The sequence below is a fragment of the Burkholderia sp. AU32262 genome, assembly GCF_020419985.1.
Taxonomy (GTDB): domain Bacteria; phylum Pseudomonadota; class Gammaproteobacteria; order Burkholderiales; family Burkholderiaceae; genus Burkholderia; species Burkholderia semiarida.
Genome location: NZ_JAIZRS010000004.1, coordinates 208,781 through 233,376 on the forward strand (window position 1 = coordinate 208,781; position 24,596 = coordinate 233,376).

Annotated in this window: 18 protein-coding genes; 9 read left to right on the forward strand and 9 right to left on the reverse strand. The window is 67.3% G+C overall.

Annotated features, from left to right (window positions below; translation table 11 throughout):
- Positions 1–735: 735 nt before the first annotated feature.
- The 6 genes from LGN10_RS06225 to LGN10_RS06250 all read left to right on the forward strand — a co-directional run bounded on the left by LGN10_RS06225 (position 736) and on the right by LGN10_RS06250 (position 7,649).
- The gene (locus LGN10_RS06225) at positions 736–1,518 is read left to right on the forward strand and encodes a Crp/Fnr family transcriptional regulator (RefSeq protein ID WP_179231773.1); all 783 of its coding nucleotides are present in this window, start codon (positions 736–738) and stop codon (positions 1,516–1,518) included.
- 180 nt (positions 1,519–1,698) lie between these two features.
- Positions 1,699–1,950 (forward strand): acyl carrier protein, encoded by a 252-nt coding sequence (locus LGN10_RS06230; protein WP_006490451.1) that lies wholly within the window; start codon positions 1,699–1,701, stop codon positions 1,948–1,950.
- Positions 1,947–3,143, forward strand: coding sequence for an acyl-CoA dehydrogenase family protein (locus tag LGN10_RS06235; protein WP_059639359.1), 1,197 nt, complete (start codon positions 1,947–1,949; stop codon positions 3,141–3,143). The genes LGN10_RS06230 and LGN10_RS06235 overlap by 4 nt, the downstream gene beginning before the upstream one ends.
- On the forward strand, positions 3,140–4,114 hold the full coding sequence (locus LGN10_RS06240; RefSeq protein WP_226222309.1) for an amino acid--[acyl-carrier-protein] ligase: 975 nt from the start codon (positions 3,140–3,142) through the stop codon (positions 4,112–4,114). The genes LGN10_RS06235 and LGN10_RS06240 overlap by 4 nt, the downstream gene beginning before the upstream one ends.
- A complete protein-coding gene (locus LGN10_RS06245) occupies positions 4,111–5,166 on the forward strand; it encodes a DUF1839 family protein (RefSeq protein ID WP_226222311.1) in 1,056 nt (351 codons plus the stop codon). The genes LGN10_RS06240 and LGN10_RS06245 overlap by 4 nt, the downstream gene beginning before the upstream one ends.
- 29 nt (positions 5,167–5,195) lie before the next feature.
- Positions 5,196–7,649, forward strand: coding sequence for a glycoside hydrolase family 2 protein (locus LGN10_RS06250; protein WP_226094184.1), 2,454 nt, complete (start codon positions 5,196–5,198; stop codon positions 7,647–7,649).
- Between the two features lie 40 nt (positions 7,650–7,689).
- Here LGN10_RS06250 and LGN10_RS06255 read toward each other — a convergent pair whose 3' ends face one another.
- A complete protein-coding gene (locus LGN10_RS06255; RefSeq protein ID WP_059574633.1) occupies positions 7,690–9,081 on the reverse strand; it encodes a sigma-54 dependent transcriptional regulator in 1,392 nt (463 codons plus the stop codon).
- Between the two features lie 1,234 nt (positions 9,082–10,315).
- Here LGN10_RS06255 and LGN10_RS06260 point away from each other — a divergent pair.
- Both LGN10_RS06260 and LGN10_RS06265 read left to right on the forward strand, forming a co-directional pair.
- The gene (locus tag LGN10_RS06260; RefSeq protein ID WP_226222456.1) at positions 10,316–10,894 is read left to right on the forward strand and encodes a drug:proton antiporter; all 579 of its coding nucleotides are present in this window, start codon (positions 10,316–10,318) and stop codon (positions 10,892–10,894) included.
- The gene (locus LGN10_RS06265; RefSeq protein WP_104012807.1) at positions 10,891–12,468 is read left to right on the forward strand and encodes a mannose-1-phosphate guanylyltransferase/mannose-6-phosphate isomerase; all 1,578 of its coding nucleotides are present in this window, start codon (positions 10,891–10,893) and stop codon (positions 12,466–12,468) included. Before LGN10_RS06260 ends, LGN10_RS06265 begins: the two co-directional genes overlap by 4 nt.
- A 130-nt stretch (positions 12,469–12,598) precedes the next feature.
- On the opposite strand, the gene LGN10_RS06270 is transcribed toward LGN10_RS06265, so the two are convergent.
- The 8 genes from LGN10_RS06270 to LGN10_RS06305 all read right to left on the reverse strand — a co-directional run bounded on the left by LGN10_RS06270 (position 12,599) and on the right by LGN10_RS06305 (position 23,953).
- Complete coding sequence (locus LGN10_RS06270) at positions 12,599–13,885, reverse strand: nitrous oxide reductase family maturation protein NosD (protein WP_226222313.1); 1,287 nt, start codon at positions 13,883–13,885, stop codon at positions 12,599–12,601.
- Between the two features lie 190 nt (positions 13,886–14,075).
- Positions 14,076–15,128: an acyltransferase family protein gene (locus tag LGN10_RS06275; RefSeq protein WP_226222322.1), complete on the reverse strand. Its 1,053-nt coding sequence runs from the start codon at positions 15,126–15,128 to the stop codon at positions 14,076–14,078.
- A gap of 130 nt (positions 15,129–15,258) precedes the next feature.
- Positions 15,259–16,341, reverse strand: coding sequence for a glycosyltransferase family 4 protein (locus LGN10_RS06280; protein WP_226222324.1), 1,083 nt, complete (start codon positions 16,339–16,341; stop codon positions 15,259–15,261).
- Positions 16,342–16,362: 21 nt separating this feature from the next.
- Entirely contained in the window at positions 16,363–17,511 is a 1,149-nt protein-coding gene (locus LGN10_RS06285) for a glycosyltransferase (protein ID WP_226222326.1), read from the reverse strand.
- Between the two features lie 316 nt (positions 17,512–17,827).
- Entirely contained in the window at positions 17,828–18,874 is a 1,047-nt protein-coding gene (locus LGN10_RS06290; RefSeq protein WP_124658162.1) for a glycosyltransferase family 2 protein, read from the reverse strand.
- A 77-nt stretch (positions 18,875–18,951) separates the two neighbouring features.
- Positions 18,952–20,397, reverse strand: coding sequence for an oligosaccharide repeat unit polymerase (locus tag LGN10_RS06295; protein ID WP_226222328.1), 1,446 nt, complete (start codon positions 20,395–20,397; stop codon positions 18,952–18,954).
- A complete protein-coding gene (locus LGN10_RS06300) occupies positions 20,394–22,667 on the reverse strand; it encodes a GNVR domain-containing protein (RefSeq protein WP_226222330.1) in 2,274 nt (757 codons plus the stop codon). The genes LGN10_RS06295 and LGN10_RS06300 overlap by 4 nt, the downstream gene beginning before the upstream one ends.
- A gap of 59 nt (positions 22,668–22,726) precedes the next feature.
- Positions 22,727–23,953 (reverse strand): polysaccharide biosynthesis/export family protein, encoded by a 1,227-nt coding sequence (locus LGN10_RS06305; RefSeq protein ID WP_226222337.1) that lies wholly within the window; start codon positions 23,951–23,953, stop codon positions 22,727–22,729.
- Between the two features lie 77 nt (positions 23,954–24,030).
- Between LGN10_RS06305 and LGN10_RS06310 the strand changes: the two genes are divergently transcribed.
- Positions 24,031–24,501 carry a hypothetical protein gene (locus LGN10_RS06310; protein ID WP_226222339.1) on the forward strand — a complete coding sequence of 157 codons (471 nt, stop codon included), beginning with the start codon at positions 24,031–24,033 and terminating at the stop codon, positions 24,499–24,501.
- Positions 24,502–24,596 lie beyond the last annotated feature (95 nt).

Below are 24,596 nucleotides of genomic sequence, written 5' to 3' on the forward strand. Positions count from 1 at the left end.
ACGTGCCAATACGCGTCCATCCTTAATATATGAATGACATTCGATTTAGAGCCCCCGAATAACCGGCCCCAAAAGCAAAAAAACGTCTCATTTCCGGACACTCGCCCACGCAACGGACACAGCAGGCATTCGATCGGTCAATCCCCATGCATCGGGCCGGCATGGTCGCGTGGGACCACGATGCTTACCGTTCAAACACTTACGGCCGATTTTCAATTGTTTCCATGATGTGCAGCGCAGCATTCCCCAACGTCGGCGCGCCGCACACGTTCGTTTCAAACTGTCTCAAATTTGAATCGGCACACTAATTCAGACCTCTGTCGGTTAGCGCACATATCGCTTACAAACCATTGATCCAATTGAAAAATCAGGCGATCCCCATTTTTTTGTCAAACAATGTTCAATGACTTTCCGGCACTTCGCGGTACGATGCGCAACGTCGTTCGATTGATTCCCTGTCGGCATTGAATGACAAGCAAGCACACGATTCCATTTCCGGATGATTAATTTCAGGGAAACGAATCATTAAATCGACATAACGTTTGCGGCCAATCTCAACCGTCAAACTTTGTGAAATGGCAGGATGCGCAATTATGTGAATTCAATTGCGTGCTAGCCTTTTTTGCGAGTATCGTCATTCGGTTTTTGATCAACAAAAGTCCGCACGGTCGTGCGAAATTTCCGTTCCGGAGTTCGCGCGGACGACGCGCGACCGTCATTCTGCGAGGATGCGCCGTGACTCATCAGGCTCCCGACGCCGTCGCGTATGCGAACGGCATGATCGAGCTTTCCCACAGCTTCGATGCCAACCGTTTTCTCGCGGCCATCGACCGCGACGAACTCGCCACGCTGACGCCCCACCTTCAACTCGTTCACCTGAAATCCGGGCAGGTGCTCTGCGAACCGGGCGAAATGCTCGCCGCCGTCTACCTGCCGGTCACGACCGCGATCTCGCTGCAGTACGTGTCGTCTGGCGGCATGACGCTGGAAGTCGCGGAGATCGGCAGCGAAAGCGTGGTCTGCGACGACGTGATCGGCGGCAGCGGCCAGATGCCGTGCCGGGCGCTCGCGTGCCGCGACGGGTTCGTCTACCGGCTCGACCGGCGCGTCTTCGCGGCCGCGTTCGATGCGTCGCCGGTGATCCGCCATCTCGTGTTCGTCTGCGTGCGGCTGCTGATGGCGCAGGTCTCGCAGATCACGTTCTGCAGCCGTCATCACGTGCTCAAACATCAGTTATGCAGATGGTTTCTGCTCGCGTTCGACCGCACCCGCAGTATCGAGATCCAGGTGACGCACAGCATGCTCGCGCAAATGCTCGGCGTACGGCGCGAAACGGTCACGGACGCCGCCGGCGAAATCCAGAAGCTCGGCCTGATCCGGCAATACCGCAGCTCGATCGAGCTCGCCGACCTCGGCGGCCTAGAAAAAATGTCGTGCGGCTGCCGCGCGATCGTGCGCGACGAGATGAAGCGCATCCTGTCGGCCGACTCGGGCGTGCCAGCAGCATCGCGCGCGTGACCGGCGTGCCGGACCGGGACGGCGCTTCGGCGCCGCACGCGTACCGGTTCAGCTGTTTGTAGGGTGGCGAACAGAACGCCGTGTCTGCCAGTGGTCTACTGATGCCGGACTGCCGGGGGGATGTCAGCGCATATCGCGCGTTCGCCCGAGCGGACGACACCACGCACGCCGGAGCAGCACGTGAAAAACGAAATCAGAACCATCCTGAAGCACGTCGCCCATCTCGAAGCCGCGATCGATTCGATCGGCGACGGGGACGACCTCTACGAAGCGGGCCTCTCCTCCCTCGATACGATCCAGTTGATGCTCGCGATCGAAAAGCAGTTCAACATCGAGATTCCCGACGAGATGCTGAACCGCAACCTGTTCCGCAGCATCGACGCGCTCGCGGACACGATCGCCACGCTGCAACGCACCGAGCACTCCGCATGAGCGCGCTGCTTCCCGAACTCGCGCCCGACAGCGATTCGCATCGCCTCGACGAGGCCGCGCATGCCGTCGCGCAAATCGCCGCCCAGCATGCCGATGCGGTCGATCGCGACGCGCGCTGCCCCGTCGAGGCGATCGAGGCGATGCGCGCGCGCCGCCTGCTCGGCGCGATGGTGCCGACCCATCTCGGCGGCGCGGGCGCGTCGCTGGAAGACATCGCGTCGGCCTGCTCGATCCTCGGCCAGGCCTGCGCGTCGTCGGCGATGGTGTTCGCGATGCACCAGATCCAGGTCGCGTGCATCGTCGACCACGCCGCCGACCAGGGCTGGCACAAGCTGTTCCTGCAGCAGCTCGTGCGTCACCAGTGGCTGCTGGCGTCGGCCACGTCGGAAGACGGCGTCGGCGGCAACCTGCGCGCGAGCCAGTGCGCGCTCGAAATCGACGGCGGCGGATTCCGGCTGCACAAGGCCGCGCCGACGATCTCGTACGGCGACTACGCGGACGGCATTCTCGCCACCGCGCGACGCGATGCGGATGCGCCGGCTTCCGAGCAGGTGCTCGTCACGCTGCTGCGCGACGGCTATACGCTCACGCGCCGCGGCGAATGGGACACGCTCGGCATGCGCGGCACGTGCAGCAACGGCTTCGTGCTCGACGCGCAGGGCGCCGCCGTGCAATGCCTGCCGGTGCCGTTCGCGAAGATCGCCGAGGAAACGATGGTGCCCGTCTCGCACATCCTGTGGGCCGCGGTGTGGATCGGCGTGGCCGGCGACGCGTTCCATCGCGCGCACCAGTTCTTCCGCGCGCAGGCGCGCCAGACCGACGGCGCGCCGTCGCCCGCCGCGCGGCGCATCGCCGAATCGCTGGCGCTGATGCAGGCGATGCAGGCCCGCGTCGACAACGTGCTGCGCCTCCACGCGAACGCGCAGGCCCGCTCGTGGTCGGCCGGCATGGCCTGGGCCGCCGAGATCAATACGCTGAAGACCTACGTGTCGGCGACCGCGCTCGAAGTCGCGCATCAGGCGATGATGATCTGCGGGATGGCCGGCTACAAGCAAGGCACGCCGTTCAGCATCGGCCGCCACATTCGCGACCTGCACGCGGCGCCGCTGATGATCAGCAACGACCGCATTGCCGCCAACACTGCGAGCCTGTTGCTCGCGCTGCGTCCCGCGACGCTGGAGAAACATACGTGAACGATCGCCTCGCCGTGCCCTCCGCCGCCTCCGTTCCCGCCGACGCGCCGCTCGACCGTGCGGGCGTCAACCCGCTGCGCGACGCGCTGATCGACGCGGGCCTGCTGGTCTCGACCGGCATCCAGGGCCTGTTCGGCCGCAGCGAGCGATTCGAGCGCGTCGTCGAAGCGCTCGACGCGTTCGTCACGCGCATCGGCGCCGACCAGCAGGCCGAAGTGCTGCGCTTCCCGCCGGCGATGAGCCGCACCGAGTTCGAGCGCAGCGAATACATGAAGAGCTTCCCGCAGCTGGCGGGCAGCGTGCACGCGTTCTGCGGCGACGAGCGCCAGCACCAGCGCGTGCTGCAATGCCTCGATCGCGGCGACGACTGGACCGAGAACCAGAAGCCGACTTACGTCGTGATGACGCCGGCCGCGTGCTACCCCGTGTATCCCGTCGTCGCGCGCGCGGGCGCGCTGCACCCGGACGGCCGCATCGTCGACGTATTCTCGTACTGCTTCCGTCACGAACCGTCGCTCGACCCGACCCGCATGCAGTTGTTCCGGATGCGCGAATACGTGCGGATCGGCACGCCCGAGCAGATCGTCTCGTTCCGCGAGACGTGGATCGAACGCGGCACGCGGATGATCGAAGCGCTGCGCCTGCCGAATGCGATCGATCTCGCGAACGACCCGTTCTTCGGGCGCGGCGGCAAGATCGTCGCGGACAGCCAGCGCGAGCAGAACCTGAAGTTCGAGCTGCTGATCCCGATCGAGCACGACGACCGCCAGACCGCATGCCTGAGCTTCAACTATCACATGGATCATTTCGGGCTGCTGTGGGACATCCGTACCGCGACGGGCGACGTCGCGCACACGGGCTGCGTCGGCTTCAGCCTCGAGCGGCTCACGCTCGCGCTGTTCCGCCACCACGGCTTCGATATCGACGCTTGGCCGCGCGACGTGCGCGACGTGCTGTGGGGTACGCGATGAGGTTCGTTTCCCGCGACGGCGAAGACGCGTCGTTCGAGAGCGTGCGCCATCGCGCGCGCCACTACCGGCCGCATCCGCTGCACAGTCAGGAGATGGTCTGGAAACAGACCAACTGCTACGTCGACATGTGGCTCGAGGTGCTCCGGTGGTGGGGTCTCAATCCGTACGCGGCGCTGCCGTTTACGATCGCGCTCGATTTCGAGGGCGACCAGTTCACGTTCTTCAAGTTTCCGCACGACGAGCTGGAGCGACTCTACGGGATCGTCGTGCAGGAACATTCGATCTACGAGCCGCTCGACCAGCACATCGAGACGCAGGTCGCGCGCGGACACCTGATGATCGTCGAGGTCGATGCGTGGTTCCTGCCCGATACGCGCGGCAGCAGTTACCGCACGCAGCACACGAAGACGACGATCGGCATCGACGCGATCGACCGCGCGAAGCACCAGATCGGCTATTTCCACAACAGCGGCTATTACGTCGCCGAGGATGTCGATTACAGCGGGCTCGTCGGCGGCAGTTCGCCGATGGCGCTGCCGCCGTACGTCGAATGCGCGAAGCGACGCTTTGCGCCGCTCGACGAGCGCGCGCTCTGCGATGCCTCCCTCGCCACGTTGCAGCGCCACCTGCGGCGCCTGCCGGTCGTCGATCCGGTCGCGGCATTTCGCCGGCAGTTGCAGACCGACGCAGCGATTCTCGCGGAAGCGCCGCTCGAACGCTTCCATGCGTACTCGTTCAATTCGGTGCGGCAGCTCGGCGCGAATTTCGAACTGTTCGGCCATTACGCGCGCTGGCTGCAGGCAAGCGGCTGCACCGGGCCGTTCGCCGAAATCCGCGCCGCGTGCGATCGCATCGCGTCGGAAGCGATGGTGCTCGAATTCCGGCTCGCGCGCGCGTGCGCACGCGGCAAGGAAGAGCGCGGCGAGTCGACGCTCGACGCGATCGAGGCCGCGTATGGCGACCTCGTCGCGTGCGCGCGGCAGATCGGCGCGCCGCTGCGGCACGTGACGCCGGTGCGCTGCGACACGGAGCCCGTGTCGGCCATGCGGTGACGCGCGCGCGCCCCCTGCCCGCGTGGTCGATGCTGGCGACGCCCGCGGGCGCCGTGCGGCACCCGCGCGACCTCCCGGCCGAGCCAGGCGGCTGGATCGCGGCGCCGGTGCCGGGCACGGTCGCGCAGGCGCTCGCGCTGGCCGGCCGGCTCGACGAAGCCGCGTCGCTCGACGAGCGCGACCACTGGTACCGGCTCGCGCTGCGCGGGCGCGGGCCGCGCATCCTGCGCTTTCACGGCCTCGCGACGCTTGCACAGGCGTGGCTCGACGACACGCCGATCCACAGCTCGGACAGCATGTTCGTCGCGCACGACGTGCCCGTGTCGCTCGACGGCACGCACCGGCTGACCGTCTGTTTCCGCGCCCTCGCGCCGCACCTGCGCGACGCGCGCGCGCCGCGCCGTGCGCGCTGGCGCACGCGGCTCGCCGAGCCGGCCGCGCTGCGCACGATCCGCACGTCGCTGTTCGGACACATGCCGGGCTGGTTCCCGCCGTATGTGCCCACCGGCCCGTGGCGGCCCGTCGACGTGCTCGATCCGGCCGACGGGCCCGTTCTGGCCGATTGCACACTGCAGGCGCGTGTCGAGGGCGACACGGGCTGGCTCGACGCGGAACTCACGTTCGCCGTGGCGCTGCCCGACACGTTCGCGGCGCGGCTGTCGTGCGGCGACCATCACGCGACGCTCGAACGTGCCGGCGCCGCTCAACTGCGCGCAAGCGTTCCGGTACCGAACGTGCGTCGCTGGTGGCCGCATACGCACGGCGAGCCGGCGCTCTACGAGATCGCGCTGCATATCGGCGATGCGCGCCGGCCGCTCGGCTCGACGGGTTTCCGCACGATCGACGTCGATTCCGGCGCGGACGGCAAGGGTTTCGGGCTGCGCGTCAACGGCGTGCCCGTATTCGCGCGCGGCGCATGCTGGAGCAGCGCCGCGCCGCTCGCGCTGCACGCGGACGACGCGACCTACGGCCGCCTGCTCGGGCTCGCGCGCGACGCCGGCTTCAACATGATCCGGGTAGGCGGCACGATGGCCTACGAGGCCGACGCCTTCCACGCATGGTGCGACCGGCTCGGGCTGCTGGTCTGGCAGGACTTCGGCTTCGCGAACTTCGATTACGCGCTCGACGACCCCGCGTTCGCGGCCAACGTCGACCGCGAAGCGAGCCAGTTCCTCTCGCGTCACGGCGCTTCGCCGTCGCTTGCGGTGCTGTGCGGCGGCAGCGAGATCGCGCAACAGGCCGCGATGTCGGGGCTCGGGCCGAAGCAGCGCTTTCTCGAGCTGACGGCCGACCGGCTGGCCGCTCACGCGGCCGCGCACCGCCCCGACGTCCCGTACGTGCCCGATTCGCCCGACGGCGGCGTGCTGCCGTTCACGCCGCGCGAACGCGTGTCGCACTACTACGGCGTCGGCGCGTACCTGCGCCCGCTCGACGACGCGCGCCGCGCGGACGTGCGCTTCGCGAGCGAATGCCTCGCATTCGCGAACGTGCCATGCGATACGACGCTCGCCGAACTCGGCTGGCCCGGCGTGCACGAACCGCGCTGGAAGGCGGCCGTGCCGCGCGACCCCGGCACGTCGTGGGATTTCGACGATATCCGCGACCACTATCTGCAGACGCTGTACGACGTCGCGCCCGACCGGCTGCGGCGCGAGGATCCTGCGCGCTATGTCGAGCTGTCGCGCGCGGTGATCGCGGACGTGATGCGCGAGACGTTTTCCGAGTGGCGACGCACCGGTTCGCGGTGCGCCGGCGCGCTCGTGTGGCAATTCCAGGACGTGATGCCGGGCGCCGGATGGGGCGTGATCGACGCCGCGCACCGGCCGAAATCGGCATGGTATGCGCTGCGCCAGGTGCTGCAGCCGGTCCAGGTGCTGCTCGTCGACGAAGGGCTGAACGGGCTCGACGTGCATGTGGTCAACGAGCGCCCGGCGCCGCTGTCGGCCGCGATCGAGCTGGTCGCGCTGCGCGACGGCCGCACGCCGGTGGCACGGGCCGGCTGCGCGGTGCGGATCGCCGCGCACGACACGGTGCGGCTCGGCTCGGCCGAACTGCTCGGCCGCTTCTTCGACTGGACCTACGCGTACCGCTTCGGCCCGTGCGAACACGATACGGTGGTCGCCACGCTGCGCGCCGACGACGGCACGCCGCTGTCGCAGGCGTTCCATTTCCCGTCCCGCACGCATCCGGCCGTGCTGGCGCGGCGCGAACCCGGGATCGAGGCGTGCGTGTCGCGCACCGGCGAGACCTGGCACGTCGACATCGACACGCGACACGTCGCCCGCCACGTGCAGATCGACGCGCCGGGCTTCATGCCGAGCGACGACTGGTTCCATCTCGCGCCCGGCACGCCGGCGCGCATCGCGCTCATTCCGTCGAGAATCGACGGGAAGCCTGCGGCGGCCGACGATAACGCACCGCCTGCGGTGGAAATCCGGGCCGTCAACGCCGCGCGCGCCGTGCGGGCCACGCCGGCCGGATGATGCGACGCTCGCGGCCACCGCGAGCGTCATGCTTCCCGTATCAGTCGGACGAGCCCGTCCCGCGCGGTCGCTCGATCCCGTACGCCTCCATCCAGCGATACAGCGTCGCGCGCGACACGCCGAGCTCGCGCGCGGAGGCCGCGACGCGCCCGCGCGTCCGCAGCAACGCGGTTTCGATCGCCTCGCGCTCGATCGACTTGCGGATGTCGGCGACCGACGGCGATGCCGCATCGAGGCAATATTCGAGCTCGAGGTCCTGCGCGGTGATCAGGCGCCCCTCCGTCATCACGACCGCACGGCGCACGCGGTTGATCAGTTCGCGGACATTGCCCGGCCAGTCGTGCTTGTAAAGCGCCGTGATCGCATCCGTCGAGAACCCGCGCACGCGATGGCGCGCATCGCCGCGAAAGCGCTCGAGCATGTGATGCGCGAGCAGCTCGATGTCCTTGCCGCGCGCGCGCAGCGGCGGCTGGTCGATGCGCATCACGCACAGCCGGTGGAACAGGTCGGCGCGAAAACGCCCTTCCTCCATCGCATCGCGCAGATCGACGTGCGTCGCCGACACGATCCTCACATCGACCGGCACCGGATCGCTGCCGCCGAGACGATGAATCGAGCGCTCCTGCAGAAACCGCAGCAGGCTTGCCTGGCTCTCGTGCGGCAGATCGCCGATCTCGTCGAGCAGCAGCGTGCCGCCGTTCGCGGCTTCGACGTAGCCGATCTTGCGCGCGTTCGCGCCGGTAAACGCGCCGCGCTCATAGCCGAACAGCTCCGATTGCAGCAGATGCGGCGGAATCGCACCGCAGTTGACCGCGACGAACGGGCCGTTGCGCCGCTCCGAATGACGATGGATCGCGACGGCCGTGAGTTCCTTGCCGGTGCCGGTTTCGCCGAACACGAACACCGGTGCGTCGGTGCGCGCGAAACGCCGCACCGTGTCGAACAGCCGCAGCATCGCGCTGCAGGTGCCGACGATACCCTTTTCCTCCGATTCGAGCTGTTCGCGATCGCGCGCGAACAGGCATTCCATGCCGTACGCATGGCCGACCGTATCGGCGATCCGCTGGTGCGACGCCGGCAGCGTGACATAGTCGAAGCAGTAGTCGCGCAACAGCGCGCGCACGTTCGGCGACGCGGTCTGGCCGACGTCCACGAGCGCCACCCAGACGACGTCGCGCATCGACGCGCAGGTCGACGCGATGCTGCCGATCGCATCGGCGTGGCCGCCGCTCAGGTCGAGAATGCCGCAGGTAATTTCGCCCGACGTGTCGCGCAGTTCGTTCGCATGCGCGACCACCGTCACTTTCCAGTCGCGGCGCGACAATTCCTTTCGCAGCATCACGGACGGCGACTGCGTCCAGTAAATCAGCGGACGCTGCCCGTTACCGCTCCCCACGCCGGCGCTCTTATCGCGCGTTATTGGCATATTCATAACGAACCGTCACTTTCCGCACTCCGCGAACCGTTCGCGTGCGCTGCGACCGGCGGCGCATGGCCGCCTTTCCGCGCTGCGTTTGCGCAGCGTTGGCGAAGATCGAAACTGCACACGGCGAACACCCCCGGAGGTCGAGCCGAATGTCATCCGGCCTCGTTGTCATCGAACTCGAACGGAATGCGCGGCTTCGGGAGCCATGACATTCCGGCTTTGAAGCGACCCGCCGTCAGGCGGGGCACGTCGGCAAACGGGGACTCCGTCCGCATGTACGGGGCGTCGTACACGACAGTCGCGCCCGCTGCGGAACCGGACGGCGGCCAAACCGTCGCCGGATTGGCCGCCCCATTTCATCCGCACCCGAATTTACACCCCGTTTCAAGTTGACCTTGTTACCAAAAGATAAACCTGAATCAGGCGGTTACGCTGCCCCGGGTTGCGCGCCATGCGCGTTTGACCACCGAGATTTGATTATCTACGACCATTGCCGTCAATCAGTGGCAAATACTACTTTTCCGCAATATTGATCCTGTCGATTACCGGCGATTTCCGCCGAAATCTCCCAAAAGTACGTGGAACCGTGCTCCACGGACCGCATAATCGCGCCGGCCGCCGCGTAACCGCATCGCGTTGCCCCGGTGTGCCGGCCGCCCGGTCGTTACACGCCGTAATCACCGGCATCGCGCCGCGCAGGCGTTTTCGGGGCATTCCCGCCGAGCGGCCTGGATTCAGGAGGCCGGCCCGCGCGTCGTGCGGTGCAGTACGATGGCCCTCCTCGCGCGACCGCCAACCCGCCCGTCTCGACCCGAAGCCGGCACGCCGGAAGATCACCACGGCGGTGCAAGCGCGCGACCGGCAGCGTCCCGACTCAGGCGTCCACGCCGCACGGGCGCGCGGGATTTCGACGAGACGCGGCGAGATCGCATCGCCCGGTCGGCACCACGCGATCGACGACGCGCCGTGCCCGGCACGGCCGCGCTTCATTGCCGGCCGCCACGATGAATCAATTATGAAAAAGCACCGGCCCCGACGGTGTGTGCTACCGCACATTGCGACGCTCCCGCGACGCGCGCGTCGCCTCGTATCCCGCGCCGTGCCTGCGAATCCGGAGCGTGAGTGCGCTTTCGAACAGACCGCCACATCGCGCATCAGGATGATGAAGATCGCCGCGCCGCACGGATCGATCGCGTCCGTAGGGTGCGGCGTGCCGAAGGCATCACGCGAGGACAGCATCATGGAATGGCATTGTTGTGAATTCGAACATCTGAGCGCCGTCGATCTCTATGCAATCCTGCGCGCGCGCAACGCCGTGCTGGTGGTCGAGGACGCGCACACGCATCTCGACATCGACGGCAAGGACGCCGGCGCGCTGCACGTCTATGCGAGCATGCGCAACGGCGACGCCACGGAAGTCGTGGCCTACGCCCGCATCCTGCCTGGCGACGACATCGATCCGGACGTCGTGATCGACAAGGTGCTGACGAGCGAAAGCTGTCGGGACGACGACACGCTCGAACGCCTGATCGGACGCGCGCTCACCGCCGCGCAGGCCGCATGGCCGGACACCGCCGTGCGCACGCACGTCCCCGCGCCGCGTCAGGCGTTCTACAAACAGTTCGGATTCCGCAAGGCCTACGGCCCGTATCTCGAACAGGGTGCGCCGTTCGTCGGCCTGGTACGCGCGGCCGACCGTGCGGCCGGCGCGCTGCGTTACCTGCTGTCGCGGGCCGTTTCCGTCTCGCGCAACGACGACGCGCGCGCCGACGGCCGCGCTCTCACCCGGCTGCCCGTCGATACCGGAGCGAACCGATGACCCCCACCCTTCGCCCGGTTCCCGAACCCGATCTGCCGAGCATCCTGCCGGTGATTCTCGCCGGCGGCTCCGGCACGCGGCTGTGGCCGTTGTCGCGCGAGCAGTATCCGAAGCAGCTGATCGAGCTGGTTTCGGACGAATCGCCGCTGTCGGCGACGGCACGCCGCCTGAACGGCATCGCGAACGCGTCGCTCGGCGACACGCTGCTCCTCGTATGCGGCGAACAGCATCGCTTCATGAGCGCCGAGCAGGTGCAAGGCCGGTCGGCGCCCGCCCGCATCCTGCTGGAGCCGGTCGCGCGCAACACCGCGCCCGCGCTGACGCTTGCCGCGCTCGACGCGAGCGCGCTCGTGGACGATCCCGTGCTCGCCGTGATGCCGGCCGACCACGTGATCGTCGATGTCGGCGCATTCCAGGACGCGATCGCCCGCGCGGCGCGCTATGCGCAGGAAGGCGCGATCGTCACGCTCGGCGTACTGCCGCGCCGTGCCGAGACGGGCTACGGCTACATCCAGGTGGGCGAGCCGCGCGCGGGCCGCCATGGCAGCGAAGGCGGCTACGCGATCGGGCGTTTCGTCGAAAAACCCGATGCGACGCTCGCCGAACGCTATCTGCAATCGGGCGATTACTGGTGGAACAGCGGGATCTTCGTCACGCGCGCATCGGTCTGGCTGAAGGCGATCGGCGCGCTCGCGCCGGACATCCACGCCGCTTGCGAAAGCGCGTGGCGCGCCGGCGTCGCGGACGATCCGTTTTTCCGGATCGATGCGGCGGCCTTCGACGCGTGCCCGTCGGATTCGATCGACTATGCGGTGATGGAGCGCCTCGCGGAACACCGCGAGCTCGGCATCGAAGGCATCGTGGTGCCGCTCGCGGCCGGCTGGTCGGACGTCGGCACGTGGGACGCGATCTGGGAAATCATGCCGAAGGACGATCACGGCAACGTCGCGCGCGGCCCGATCGTATTCGAGGACACGCAGGACAGCTTCGTGCGCTCGGAAGGCCGCCTGATCGCGTGCGTCGGGATGAAGGACGTCGTCGTGATCGAGACGGCCGATGCCGTGCTCGTGGCGAACAAGCACGACGTGCAGCGCGTGAAAAACGTCGTCGCCCGCCTGAAGACCGACCGGCGCCCGCAGGCGAGCGAGCACCGCAAGGTGCAGCGGCCGTGGGGCCATTACGATTCGATCGATTTCGGCGCGCGCTTCCAGGTGAAGCGGATCGTCGTCGAACCCGGCAGGCGGCTGTCGCTGCAGATGCACTATCACCGCGCCGAGCACTGGATCGTCGTGCGCGGCACCGCGAAGGTGACGCGCGGCACCGAGACGTTCCTGCTGTGCGAGAACGAATCGACGTACATCGCCGTCGGTGAAGTGCATCGACTCGAGAATCCCGGCCGGATTCCGCTCGAAATCATCGAGGTGCAATCGGGCGACTATCTCGGCGAAGACGATATCGTGCGGTTCGATGATCAGTACGGGCGGGCAATCGTCGGCGCCGCTCCGCCGCGCTCGGGGACGACGTCCGCGCAGCCGACGCCGGTCGTACCGCTCTCCGCCGGCGAGCCAGGCTGACCGGGCGCGCGTCAAAAGAAGGCAGAGGAACGCGACGCCGTGCGACAAGTGCGTGCGAATCGCGTCGGCGCGCGCCGCGCGGTGCCGACGGCGCGGATGCCGCGCACCGCTCGATCAGGTCCTGCTCACCCTAATCCGTGCCGCGCTGCGACCACCGCGGCCGTCTGACGGATTCGCGCACGCGCGGCAGGAGCGACGTATCGGCGCCGAGCGCGTCGGGCGCGCCCGGCGCAGACTGGCGGGCGCGCGCGCACGGAACGCTCCTCGACCGATCGTTCGCGGAAGGGGCCGCAGGAGCACCGGCTGCGCACTCCGGCTCAGGTCCGACCCGCACCGGCAAGCCGCCGATCCCGGACAGCCGATTGTCGGCCAGCCGTATGTCGGACACGTTGCCCCACAACCGGATGCCGTCGAATCTCGCATTCGACACGCGATTGCCGATCACGGTCACCCGCGACACCGAACCGGACCACGTGCTGACCTCGATCGCCGCTTGCTGCGTGAGCGGGCGCGAATCGGTCCGGCCTGTCGCAGTCTGGATATCGGCAATCACGTTGCGCTCGATCCGGACGTCGGACGAGCCGGCTGTGCGGTTGCTGTCCTCCTGCGCGACGAGAATCCCGGCGCTGACCTGCACGTTGCGCACGATGTTGTTCGAAATCGTCACGTCCGCACCGCCGACGACGGTGATGCCACGCCCCCACGGGTTGCCTTCCAGCGAGTTGCCGGTAATCATCACGTTGCGGGTCAGCACGCCCTCCGCCTGGTAACTCACCACGGCGATCATGTCGTCGCCGGTGCCGCGCACGACGTTGCCCTGTACCAGCACGTTGCGCGAGCCGTGCGTCATGTGGATGCCGTCCGCCAGCGTCGACAGCACCTCGTTGCCGACGATCGCGACATCCGCACCGCCGAACACGAAGATGCCGGCACCCGCGCCGCCGTCGACGACGTTGTCGAGCACCTGTACGTCTCGCCCCGTTACCTCGACCTTCGTCGACTCCGGCGTCGTGAGGCGCGTCGTGCCGGTTCCCATAAGCCGGAACCCGACGAGCGTCGTACCGTCGCCGCGCAGCTCGATCGTCTGATCGTTCGGCGCCGTGGCGATCAGCGTCGCGCCGAATCCCGACAGCACCACACGCGCCTGCCGTACGACGAGCGAGCGGCCGACGACATAGCGCCCCGGTGCGAATACGAGCCGCTGCCCCGGGCGCAACGCATCGAGCGCGCGCTGCAACGCGTCGCCCTGATCGGCCGCGGCGCGATCCGGACGCACGTATGCGTCCGGTACGGCCGCATGAAGCGCGGCCGGTTCGCCCGCGGCGGTCGCGGATACCGCGGGTTCCGACCACGACAGCCCGCCCGCGATGCACATCGCGGCGATCACGCCGCGCGACAGACGTTGCAATTGATGCATGGCGTATCGTTTCCCTGGCAGGTTTTCGCGCGCGTTGAACCGCACATGTCGGCGGCCGACTGCATGGCCCGTCCGCGACGCCGACGAAAGCGGCGACGCTTCGACGTTGATTAGATCAGGGGCGCCGATCGGCTTCGGTGCGTCATCAGACCAAGCGCGCAACGTCCGGGCCCGACGATGATGCCGAAGCTCAAGCGGTACGCGTTCGTACCGCCGTATCGCGTCCCGGCCATGACGGGAAGCCGGCAATATGCGCGAACCCCGTCCGCAATGCGACCAGATAGACGGCGATCGGGATCGCGACACCGGCCAGCGTGCCGAGCACGAGGTGGACTGCCAGGCCGGTGATGCCGGCGCGCATCAGCACGATCCGTACGGCCGCCATCGCGAAGATGTGGGTCAGGTAGATCGGCATCGATGCGCAACCGATCGCCGCCAGCCATCCCGCGCGTGCGGGCTGCGACGCATACCGATGCGCGAGTTGCAGCGCCAGTGCGATGCCCGAGAACGCGGCGGGAAGCGCCCAGATGCTCGTCGCGCTACCGACGCCGTGAGCGAACACGACCGCGGCGACGAACGCCGTTGCCGTGGCGGCGCATGCGGTCGGCCCGCCATGGCGCGCGAGCCACCGGGGCAATGCCTGCGACGCAAGCACACCCGCCACGAAGAACGGTGCGTTCATCAGCGTGATCGACACGATGCCCCACTGCGTCGCTGCGCCGAGCGCCAGCCCGAGCATCGCGCATCCGGCGAGCCAGCCGCGCGCCCGCGATGGCATGGGTGCGCGCGTCACATCCGGCACGGCCGCCGCGAACGCCCGGATGCCCAGCATGCAGAGCATCAGCGCGTACAGGAACCAGAACTGGGCGAACGGTCGCCAGCCGATCGCCAGCAGGTCGTTCAGCGTAAACGGATGATTGGTGCCGTGCGACGCCATTGCAATCTGCACGGCGCCCTGCGCGATCGACCACAGCAGGTACGGATACGCGATCGTCCGGATCTTCGACCACAGGAAGCCGTGCGGCGTGCGGCGCAGCGAGCTGCAGACGTGCAGGCCGGACAGGAAGAAGAACAACGGCATGTGGAACGTGTAGATCACGTAGTCGTTCCACGCGAATGCCGTGTCGGCCGCGCCTGCCGGCACGAGATCGGCGGAAACGGCGCCGCGCAGCACATGCCCGTATACGACGAGAATGATTCCCGCGCCGCGGGCGACATCGAGGTGGGTTTCGCGTGCAGTCATGATGAAGCGGTGGCCGGCCCGTCAGGTTCCGCACCGCCGAGATATCGGATAGTCGTTCACTGTATGGATGGCCGACGCGCGAGACAGTGCGGTGGGGAACAGTGAGTCGTCGTGCAGCCCGGCGGATGCCCTACAGCCCCTCGAATATCTCCTTCATCATCTCGGCGCTTCTGCTCCAGCGATACTTGTCCGCGTGCAGGCGCCCCTTGCGTTTGAGCTCGGCCCTGAGTTCGTCGGAATCGAGCAGGCTCCGCAATTTCCGCGCGATGTCGTCCTGCGAATACGGATCGCAGTACAGCGCCGCGTCCGCACAGACTTCCGGCAGGGCTGCCGATTTGCCGACCACCGCCGGGCAGCCGTAGCGCATCGCCTCGAGAGGCGGTATGCCGAAGCCTTCGTAGATCGACGGATAAAGAAAGCACGCCGCGTTCTGATACAGCGCCTTCAACTGTTCGTCGCTGATATAGCCGACGTACTTGATGTTCGGCTCCGCGGCCGCCGCCATCGGGTCCTGCTTGCCGAACACGGTGGTGTTCTGCATCCCGACGATGACGAGATCGACCGACGGATCGTCGATCTGCCTGAACGCCGCGATCAGCCGGCCGAAGTTCTTGGTGGGATTCATGCTGCTGACCGCGAGCACGAACCGGTTCGGCGTCAGCGCATGCTTGTCGAGCACGCTCGTGTCCGGTTCCAGCGTGTCGAGATGATCCGCACCGAGCGGCACGACGCTGATCTTCTCCGCGGCAACCCCGCAGTGATGCGCGAGGCGATCCCGCGAGAAATACGAGTTGGTCAGCACGCGGACGGAGGTTCGCGCCAGGATCCAGAACATGATCCGGTACCACATGCGAAACGGGCGCGAGAAATGCGCGGGCGTGTCGAATACCGCCGCGTCGTGCATGTAGATGATCTGGTTGCCGATGAAAATGGATGCCGAATTGCTGAGATTGACGACGCGGCCGCGGCGCGCGAACAACGGGAGCACCAGTTGCTCCCAGACCACGCCCTTGTAAAAGCCGACCTTGATCGTCTTCGCGCCACTCACCTCGATACCGGGCTGCGGAGGCACCAGCACGGTTACCGGATCCTGCGGCTGAAACTTGATCAATGCGGCGATCAGCTCGCGTGCGACGCGTTGCACGCCGGTTGTCTTCTGCGTGGTGAATCGGCCGTTGTATACGAGTTGCCTCGGTTTCTTGAAAGCGCTCATGTCAATAAGGGGATATCAAAGTCAGGCTTTGACGTGATCCACGGCAACCGGCTCGAAGTCGCGCGTGGCAACGCGCGGCTCGTCGGGGCCCAGTCCGTAAAGCGCGTGCCATTGCCGGAAGATCGCGCTCATCGAAAACCGCTGAATCGCGCGTTTTCGCGCGGCTTCGCCCATCTGCTCGCGAAGCCGACGGTCGTCGCGGAGCGTGCTCAGGTAACCGACCATCTCGTCGGGGGTCGACGCGACGTAGCCGGTCACGCCGTGGATCACCACGTCGCGATTGCCGACGACGTTCGTCACCACGGCCGGGATCCCGGCAACCTGCGCTTCGATCAGCGCGACCGGCATCCCCTCCCAGCGGGAGGTCTGGACATAGATGTCCAGTTCCGACGTGAGCGTCAGCGCACGCTCGCGGGTCACCCAGCCGCTGCAGGCGATGGCCTGGCGCCGCGACGAATCGGGAATCTCCCCCACGTTGCCGCCGATCCAGAGAAACTCGACGTCGGCGCCGTGCAACTCGTCGGCAAGTCGTATGAATGCTTCGTTATTCTTCTGGAACGACGCGCGACCGCTCATCCCGATGACGACCTTGCGATCGTCGCGCGCTCGGCGAGGCGGAATCTCGGCGACGTTCACCCCGTTTTCCACCAGAACCGCGGATTTCGCGCGAACTTTGCGGTTGATCTCGCCGAGCTCGCTGCCCGAGCACGCGACAATGGTGCCGCCGATACGCGCCGCGATGCGCTCGAAGCTCAGATACGCGAACTGCTTCATGCGAGACACGTCGCAGCGCAGGAACGACAGACCGTGCGGCGAGTAAAGCACCGTCGCGGTCGGCGCGGCGATCCGGGCGGCGATGCGTCCCAGCACGCCTGCCTTCGACGAGTGCAGATGAACCGCGGTCGGCCCGCAGTCACGCAGGTTCCGGACCAGCGCGCGCAAGCTCCGCAGATCACGCCGGACGTCGACCTCGCGCACCATGTCGACATAAACGAGCTTCACGTCGGGCCGGAACAGCGTAGCGAAATCGCGCGGGGTTTCCGGCCGGATCGAGTGAAGTACCGTCACGTCGACGCCCGCTGCCGCGGCATGGTTGGCGAGATAGGTCAGCATCGACAGCACGCCGCCGCCAAACGCCTCGGCAATATGAACGATCTTTTCTTTGGTCATCTCTGGATTGGTCGATTCGATCGCACTGTTCGTTGCCCAGCGCGCCGATGAGGCGGCGCATCGTCAAGTCGCGAGCGATCCATACACATCGGAATCCCGATGTATTACGCATTCCTCATTGATGAACACGTGGCCGTCACGGACATTGCTTCGCGTCCGTCATGGCGGGCCTCGCTGCCGCGCCACGCGGCCACCGATATCCGTCGTTACGCGTTCCTCAACGGTCCGGACCATTGTGCAGCGCATGCCGGACGCACTGGGTGCGATGGCTAACCGAACAGGCGATTCGGCCGGCGCAGCCGCGAGCGCGCGGTGCTCATTGCACGTCGGTGCGTGCGGCGGGCAGCTTGCGCACGCGCGCAAGCGGATTGGACAGGTAGCGGATCGCGCGATTGCTCAGCGCGGACGACGGCAGCAAACATGCGAGCGACAGCACGGTGACCGCTGCCTTCTTGGCAGGACGCCAGAACGGATTGCGCAGCACGGTATGCCAGTAGCGTCCGGATTCGCACAGAAACCAGCGCCAGCGCCGCGCCAACGGCGCGCGATACAGCGTGCTCGCGAAGCGCGCCTTCTCGATCGCGAAGTCGAGCGGGGCGATCGGTAGCGCTTCCTGCAGCCGCGCGCCGGCGAGCGTGCGCAGGATCGACCAGCGGCGTTCGGCCTTCAGCGCACCGGTGGCCGCGTCTTCCGAATTGGCGAGCGCAAGGGCCGGGGCGTCGGTTGCGCTTGCGTTCGACTGCTGGTGCACGCGATAGCCGCCGAGCGTCGCGTCGATCATGTGGACGGCCCCGAGCAGCGCGATGCCGTAGATCGCGTAGAAATCGGCGCCGTGCAGATTGTCGGCGGTGACGGGTACCGGAAAGATGCGCTTCAGCGCGGCGACGCGATACGCGTTGCCCGATGCAGGCGGCGACGGATACAGCCAGCCTGCGCGCAACAGGCGCCCGCAATCCGTATCGACCGCGGACTGCGGCACACTGGCGCCGGTCCGCACGCCATCGTGCGCGATCACGTCGAGCCGGAAATGAACCTTCACGAAATCGCCGGATGCGAACGCGGCGAGCACGCGTGCCGCGGCGTCGGCATAGAGCAGATCGTCCGCGTCGAGCAGGATGACGTAGCGCGACGCGACATGCTCGAGCGCGCGGTTGTACGCGGCTACCTGGCCGCGATTCTCCTGGAACACCGCCGTCACGCGCTCGCCGTACGAGCGAATGATGTCGCGCGAATCGTCGGTCGACCCGTCGTCGACGATCAGCACGCGGACGTCGCGCACGGTCTGCGCGAGCGCCGAGTCGATCGCTTCGCGCAGGTAGGCACCATGGTTGTAGTTGCAAATTGCGATGGTCAGGTCGGTCATGTGCGGAAGTCGGACGAGCAGCGCGCGGACAATCCTGGTCATGATACGGATCGCGCGGCCGCGCACAGTTCGCGAGCCTACCGTTCCGGATTTCGCGTCGCGCGTGGAATAGTGCGTCGTCGATGCGGTGCGGGTGCGAGTGGCCATGCCGTTGCGCCGCCGTCCCGCTCGTTGGTGTCGGCGGCGCGCGCCCCGCGTCCGGATACCGCATGCGTGGAGGAAGGTGCCACGCTCGTCGACCGCTTCCCGAACCAATGGAACACGATGATCGGCAGCACGATCGGCAGGAAATTGCGTCCGCTGAACAGATTCGGCGTACGCATGATCTCCATCAACGACACGTAGAGCACCGCGTGCGCGCAGCACCAGAACCCGTTGCCGCTGCGCCAGCCCGCATAGCTGCGGCCGACCATCCAGCCGAGCACGGCCGCGTCGAGCAGCCCGAACCAGCCCCACTCGTAGAAGTGGACGAAGATACCGGACGGATTGTTGAATTCCGGGTCTGCGTAGCTGTTCAGAAACAGGTTGAAGCTGTCGCTCGAATCGATCCACGGCCGGAACGTCTCGCCGATCACCGGAAAGCGCATCAACCAGTCGAACGTGAACATCGGATGGCCCTGCCCCCAGCCGAGCACGGCAAGCATCCCGGCGCCGTTGTTCAGCGACGTCGAATAGTACAGGCCGAGCCGTTCGAGCGCGAAGTCGAAGATGTTGTCGTAGATGTTGACGTAATAGGCTTCCCACGACCGGTTGTACTCGTTCGCGATAAACAGCGCGAACAACAACGGGATCGCCGCGTACGGCCCAAGCGTGAGCAGCCGCGCATACCGGCCGTGCAGCCGGAACCGCACGACCATCAGCGCGAGCGGCATCACCATCTCGATCAACGCCAGGCGCTCCGCGAAGAGGAAGCTGCGCAGCAGCGTCAGCACCGCGAGCACGGCCATGTAGATCTTGTAGCGGTTCAGGCCTTTCACCGGCGTTCGGAACACGTAGAAATAGAGTGCGACGAACGGTGACGTCGCCTGCGTGAACGAACTCAACCCGGTGACGCGGCCGATCTGCTGGAGCATGTCGTACGCGGTAGCCTGGCCATGCAGGAATTCGAGCAGCAGCGCCGGCCGCGCGATGATCCCGCTCATCATCACGAGATTGCCGAACAGCGCGAGCGCGAACAGGCAATCGAGCACGCGCGGCGGCACCTCGACGGGCGTTTCCGGCGGCCCGCGCCGCGTCCGCGCTTCGGTCGTCGCGAGCCACGCCGTCGCCGCCACCACCATCAGGAACAACGCGCCGGCAAATGCGTAGTAACCGTCGAAATAGATTCGTGCGATCGACTTCTGCTCGCCCAGCAGGCTGAGCGACAGCAATCCATACAACGGCAGGATGAACATCGGCACGAGCCGTGCCGGATCCTCCCACCAGTAGCCCGCATAACCGCCCGCGACACCGCGCACGCGCGCCATCCCGCGCGCCGTCGCCGCGCCCGGTCGAGGCCCGGCACCGTCGGCTCTCCGATTCATGACGCGCGTTCCGCCCGCTGCCGCGGTGCGATCATCCCCGTCAACCCTGCCTCGGCCTGATGCGTGTTCGCGCCCGTATAGCCGTAGTCGTACCGTCCCGGCGCGCCCTTGTAGTCGTTCAGGATCACGCCGCGCGCATCGATATGCGCGTGCTCGAGCCGCCGCGCGCTTTCGTCGAGCTCCGTCAACGTCGTCACGCCGCTACGCGCGACGAGGAACACGGTGCCCGCGAGGCGGCCGAGCACCAGCGCATCGGCCACCGGCAGCAACGGCGAGCCGTCGAGCACGACCATGTCGTAGCGCGACGCGGCCTGCCCGATCAGTTCGGCGAGCGCGGGTTGCAGCAGCAGTTCGCCCGGATCGGGAACGACATGGCCCATCGCGATGAAATCGAGGCCCGGTGCGACGCCGCGCCTGATTGCCTCGTCGAGCGTGTGAGTGCCCGCCACCACGTCCGCCAGCCCCGGCGCGCGGCTATAGCGGAACCGGTCGTGCAGCGAACCCTTGCGCAGATCGGCATCGATCAGCAGGACCCGCCGTTTCGCGGCGCCGACGAGCGATGCGATGTTCGCGGCGACGAACGACTTGCCGACGCCCGTCGTCGGCCCGGAGATCAGCACGACCGGATTCGATGCGGCCGGCATCGACAATTGCAGCGACGCGCGGAAACTGCGCAGGCTTTCGAGCGCGGCGTCCTGCACGTCGATCGGCGCCGTCGACATGCGCGGGCCGCGCCGGCCGCCCTTCGACCTCGGTTCAGCGGCCGCCGCGACGGCGCTGTGCGGGACCGTCGCGAACACGGGCAGCCCGGTCGCCCATTCGATTTCCTCCGCGTCGCCGATCGTGCCGACGACGCGCTGCCGGGCGATCACGATCGCCGCGCCCGCCAGCAGGCCGACCATCAGCAAGCCGACCACCGCGACCCCGCGATGCGGCCCGATCGGCTGCTCGGCGACCTTCGCCGTATCGACGATCCGCACGGTGCCCGTCTTGCTGGCGCGCGCGAGGACCATCTGCTGGCGTGTATTGAGCAGGTTCGTGTACAGCGCGGTGTCGACGGCCACGTCGCGCTGCAGTTGCAGCACGCCCTGCTCGACGGTCGGCAGTTGCTGGATCTGCTTGCGGGCCGTGTCGAGCGAGCGCTGCGCATCGGCGAGCTGCGCATCGACGGCCACGATGGCCGGATGCTTCGGCATGAAGCGCGTGAGCAGTTCCTCGCGACGCTGCTGCAGCGTCTGCACACGCGTCTCGATGTCGACCGACTGTTGACGCAACGCCAGTGCCTCGTCGCTCGTATTGACCGTCCCGTGCGATGCACGGAATGCGTTGAAGCGGTTCTCCGCCGCTTCCAGTTGCGCCTTCAGTTGCGGCAACTGGCCGTCCATGTAACGGATCAGCTTGTCGGCCGCCTCGGATTTGCGTTGCGTGTTCTGCGCGAGGTACGCATCTCCGATCGCGTTCAGCACACGGCTGTCGTGCACGGGATCGATGCCGTCGAGCGTCACGCCGATCATGTTCGACTGCTTGCCGCGCTCCGAAATCAGCGCGTTCTTCTGCAGCCACGTCGTCGCCTCCTCGTCGCTGTAGCGCGTCAGATCGAAGCGTGCGCCGGGCTGGCCGGCCACGTCGCGCACGAACACGTCGATCGGCCCCTGCGGCGTCTCGATGTGCAGCGGCTGGCCGATGCGGCCCCGCCATACCGGCCCTTTCCGACCAAAGAAGCCCGTGCGCTGCAGCGTGTAGGCGCCGTCGTCGCCGACGGTCAGCGCGAAGCGCTTGCCGAGCAGCCGCTTCGGCACGTCGAAGGTCGGCACGTCGATGCGCTCGGTGCCATACACGTAGCCGCCCGGCAACGGCGACGACAGTCCGTCGGCCGCGTTCACGAGCCGCCAGCCGATCAGCGGCAGGTAATGCGGCCGTGCGTCGAGGGCGAGGTTCGTGCTCTCGATCGCGCGATCGAGCACCGCGCGGGATTTGAGCACCTCGATCTCGGTCGATGCATCGGTCTTCAGATCGAACACCGACGACGGATCGCCGGGCGGCGACGTCTGCTTCGAATCGGTCTGGCTTTGCTCGACCTGGAACAGGATGTCGGAGCGGTAGACGGGGGCCGCGAACAGCGCATACAGGCCGCCCGCGAGCGCGCCGGCGAGCGCCGTGCACGCGATCAGGCGCCGGCCGCCATACAGCATGCTCCAGTAGCGGCGCACCGGATAGGACGGCCGCGGAATGCGCCCGCTGGGCGGCTCAGGCAAGGTCGAAGTGTTCATGCAGCATCAGTCCCGTATGGCGCGACGCACGGTCGCGGTCACGAAATCCGCCTCGGGCATCACGGCGAAATGGCTTTCGCCGTCAGCGCACCTTGCGCGGACGACGGAATCAGCAGGTTCACGACGCGGCTCCAGCGCACCAGCGACGACGCATCGACGAACACGACGTCGCGCCGCTCGAGCGGAAACTGGTCGGCGAGCGCGAACGACGCGGGCGAGCTGCCGTCGAGGTGGTACACCCGCGGACGATTGTCGGGGCCGCGGCGCACGACGAACACCTGGCGCGCGTCCGACGTGTACTGGCTCACGCCGCCCGTGTCGCCGAGCGCTTCGCCGAGGCTCATCCGGCCGTCGGTCAACGTCAGCGTCGCGGGCCGCGATACTTCGCCGAGCACGAATACCTTCGCGTCGCTCGCCGCGCGCACGCGTACGAGATCGCCGTCGCGCAGCAGGATGTTCGACGGATTCACGCCCGCCGCGATCAGTGCGGGCAGGCTCACGTTCACGGTCGTGTCGCCGCGCGTCACCGACACCTGCGAGCGATCCGCCGTCGGCGTGAAGCCACCCGCGCGGTCGATCGCCTCGGGCAGCGTCATCGGCATGTCGTTGACGATCTGCAAACCCGGCGTGCGCACTTCGCCGTCGAGATAGACGCGCTTGCTGCGGTAGCTCTGCACGCGCAGCGCGAGCTGCGGCTTGCGCACGTATTCGCCGAGCCGCTTCATCAGCAGCGCGCGCGCCTGTGCCTCGGTCAGTCCTGCCACGTGCACGAGGCCCGCATACGCGAACTGGACGTTGCCGGCCGCGTCGACCGTGTAGCCCGTCGCGACCGAGCTGGCGCCGACGCCGTCGCCGCCGCCGACCGTCTGCGTCGTCGGCAGGTTCAATTCGGGGTGATCCCAGACGATGATGCTCAGCACGTCGCCGGGGCCGATCGTGTACGGCGTCGGCTTGCCGAACAACTGACGGATCTCCGCGTCGACGTTGGCCGGCCGCCCCGCATGGTGCTGTGCGACGAATGCCGGCGTGATCTCGATCAGATCCTCGCTCGACACGTTCTGCACGCCGTCAAGGCCGCCCGAGCCCGATGCGTCGGCGCTCACGCGCGCATTCGCGTCGCGCTCCCCCGGCGCGCGGTAAGTCATGCCGGGCGACAGCGCGCATGCGCTCAGCGCGCACGCGGCTGCCACGATCGCCATGCGCGACAGCCACGGCGCACGGCCGGCGCCGGCCCAGCATGGCCGCCGCGTGTCGCGCGTCGATTCCGGTTGCGTGGTGATTGACATGGTGTCCTTCCAAAACTGTGCGGTAACCCGCCGAACGCGGCGAATTCCGGCATTACGCTTGCCCAGCGCGGCTTGCATTGCAGTGCCGCACCACCCTCTTCACCGCACGTCACTCCCTGCGATTCGTCATGAACTTCTCTTCGTCGCTTGCGCCGTTCCTCTACATCGCGTCGGCCGGCTTCGTCTGTGCCGCCGGTGCGCAAACGCTGTCCGGCACACCGGCCGACACACCGCTCCTCGCATCGTCGACGCGCGTTGCGCCCGTGCCGCCACAACGCTCGGCGCAAGCCCCCGGCGCGGCTGCAATCGCCGAGCCAGCCGCGACCGCATCCGCGGCCGTGGCGCCCGCGCTCGCTCGTTCAGCCGCGAGCACCGCCGTCCAGCCCGACACGCGGGCCCGCATCACGTTGCGCCGGCCGCTCGTGCCGACGAGACCGCATCGCCCGCAGGTGGCCAATGCGCCCACCGACGACGTATGGCGCAGCGACACGTTGTACGCATCGCCCTACGCGAAATCACCCTATGCGGAGCCGGGCGATCGGAACTGACACATCCGGCTGGTCGGGGCACAACCGTGCATGCATCGATAAGGGATTGGACACTACGGCGAGCCGCGCGTCTGTGAGCGACCCCACCGAACGTC

Bases quoted from the DNA above. Each gene is read 5' to 3' on its own strand.
- LGN10_RS06270 (WP_226222313.1), bottom strand. From the start codon at position 13,885: ATGCATCAATTGCAACGTCTGTCGCGCGGCGTGATCGCCGCGATGTGC.
- LGN10_RS06255 (WP_059574633.1), bottom strand. From the start codon at position 9,081: ATGAATATGCCAATAACGCGCGATAAGAGCGCCGGCGTGGGGAGCGGT.
- LGN10_RS06250 (WP_226094184.1), top strand. From the start codon at position 5,196: ATGCTGGCGACGCCCGCGGGCGCCGTGCGGCACCCGCGCGACCTCCCG.
- LGN10_RS06305 (WP_226222337.1), bottom strand. From the start codon at position 23,953: ATGTCAATCACCACGCAACCGGAATCGACGCGCGACACGCGGCGGCCA.
- LGN10_RS06285 (WP_226222326.1), bottom strand. From the start codon at position 17,511: ATGACCAAAGAAAAGATCGTTCATATTGCCGAGGCGTTTGGCGGCGGC.
- LGN10_RS06295 (WP_226222328.1), bottom strand. From the start codon at position 20,397: ATGAATCGGAGAGCCGACGGTGCCGGGCCTCGACCGGGCGCGGCGACG.
- LGN10_RS06235 (WP_059639359.1), top strand. From the start codon at position 1,947: ATGAGCGCGCTGCTTCCCGAACTCGCGCCCGACAGCGATTCGCATCGC.
- LGN10_RS06260 (WP_226222456.1), top strand. From the start codon at position 10,316: ATGGAATGGCATTGTTGTGAATTCGAACATCTGAGCGCCGTCGATCTC.
- LGN10_RS06280 (WP_226222324.1), bottom strand. From the start codon at position 16,341: ATGAGCGCTTTCAAGAAACCGAGGCAACTCGTATACAACGGCCGATTC.
- LGN10_RS06275 (WP_226222322.1), bottom strand. From the start codon at position 15,128: ATGACTGCACGCGAAACCCACCTCGATGTCGCCCGCGGCGCGGGAATC.
- LGN10_RS06265 (WP_104012807.1), top strand. From the start codon at position 10,891: ATGACCCCCACCCTTCGCCCGGTTCCCGAACCCGATCTGCCGAGCATC.
- LGN10_RS06300 (WP_226222330.1), bottom strand. From the start codon at position 22,667: ATGAACACTTCGACCTTGCCTGAGCCGCCCAGCGGGCGCATTCCGCGG.
- LGN10_RS06245 (WP_226222311.1), top strand. From the start codon at position 4,111: ATGAGGTTCGTTTCCCGCGACGGCGAAGACGCGTCGTTCGAGAGCGTG.
- LGN10_RS06290 (WP_124658162.1), bottom strand. From the start codon at position 18,874: ATGACCGACCTGACCATCGCAATTTGCAACTACAACCATGGTGCCTAC.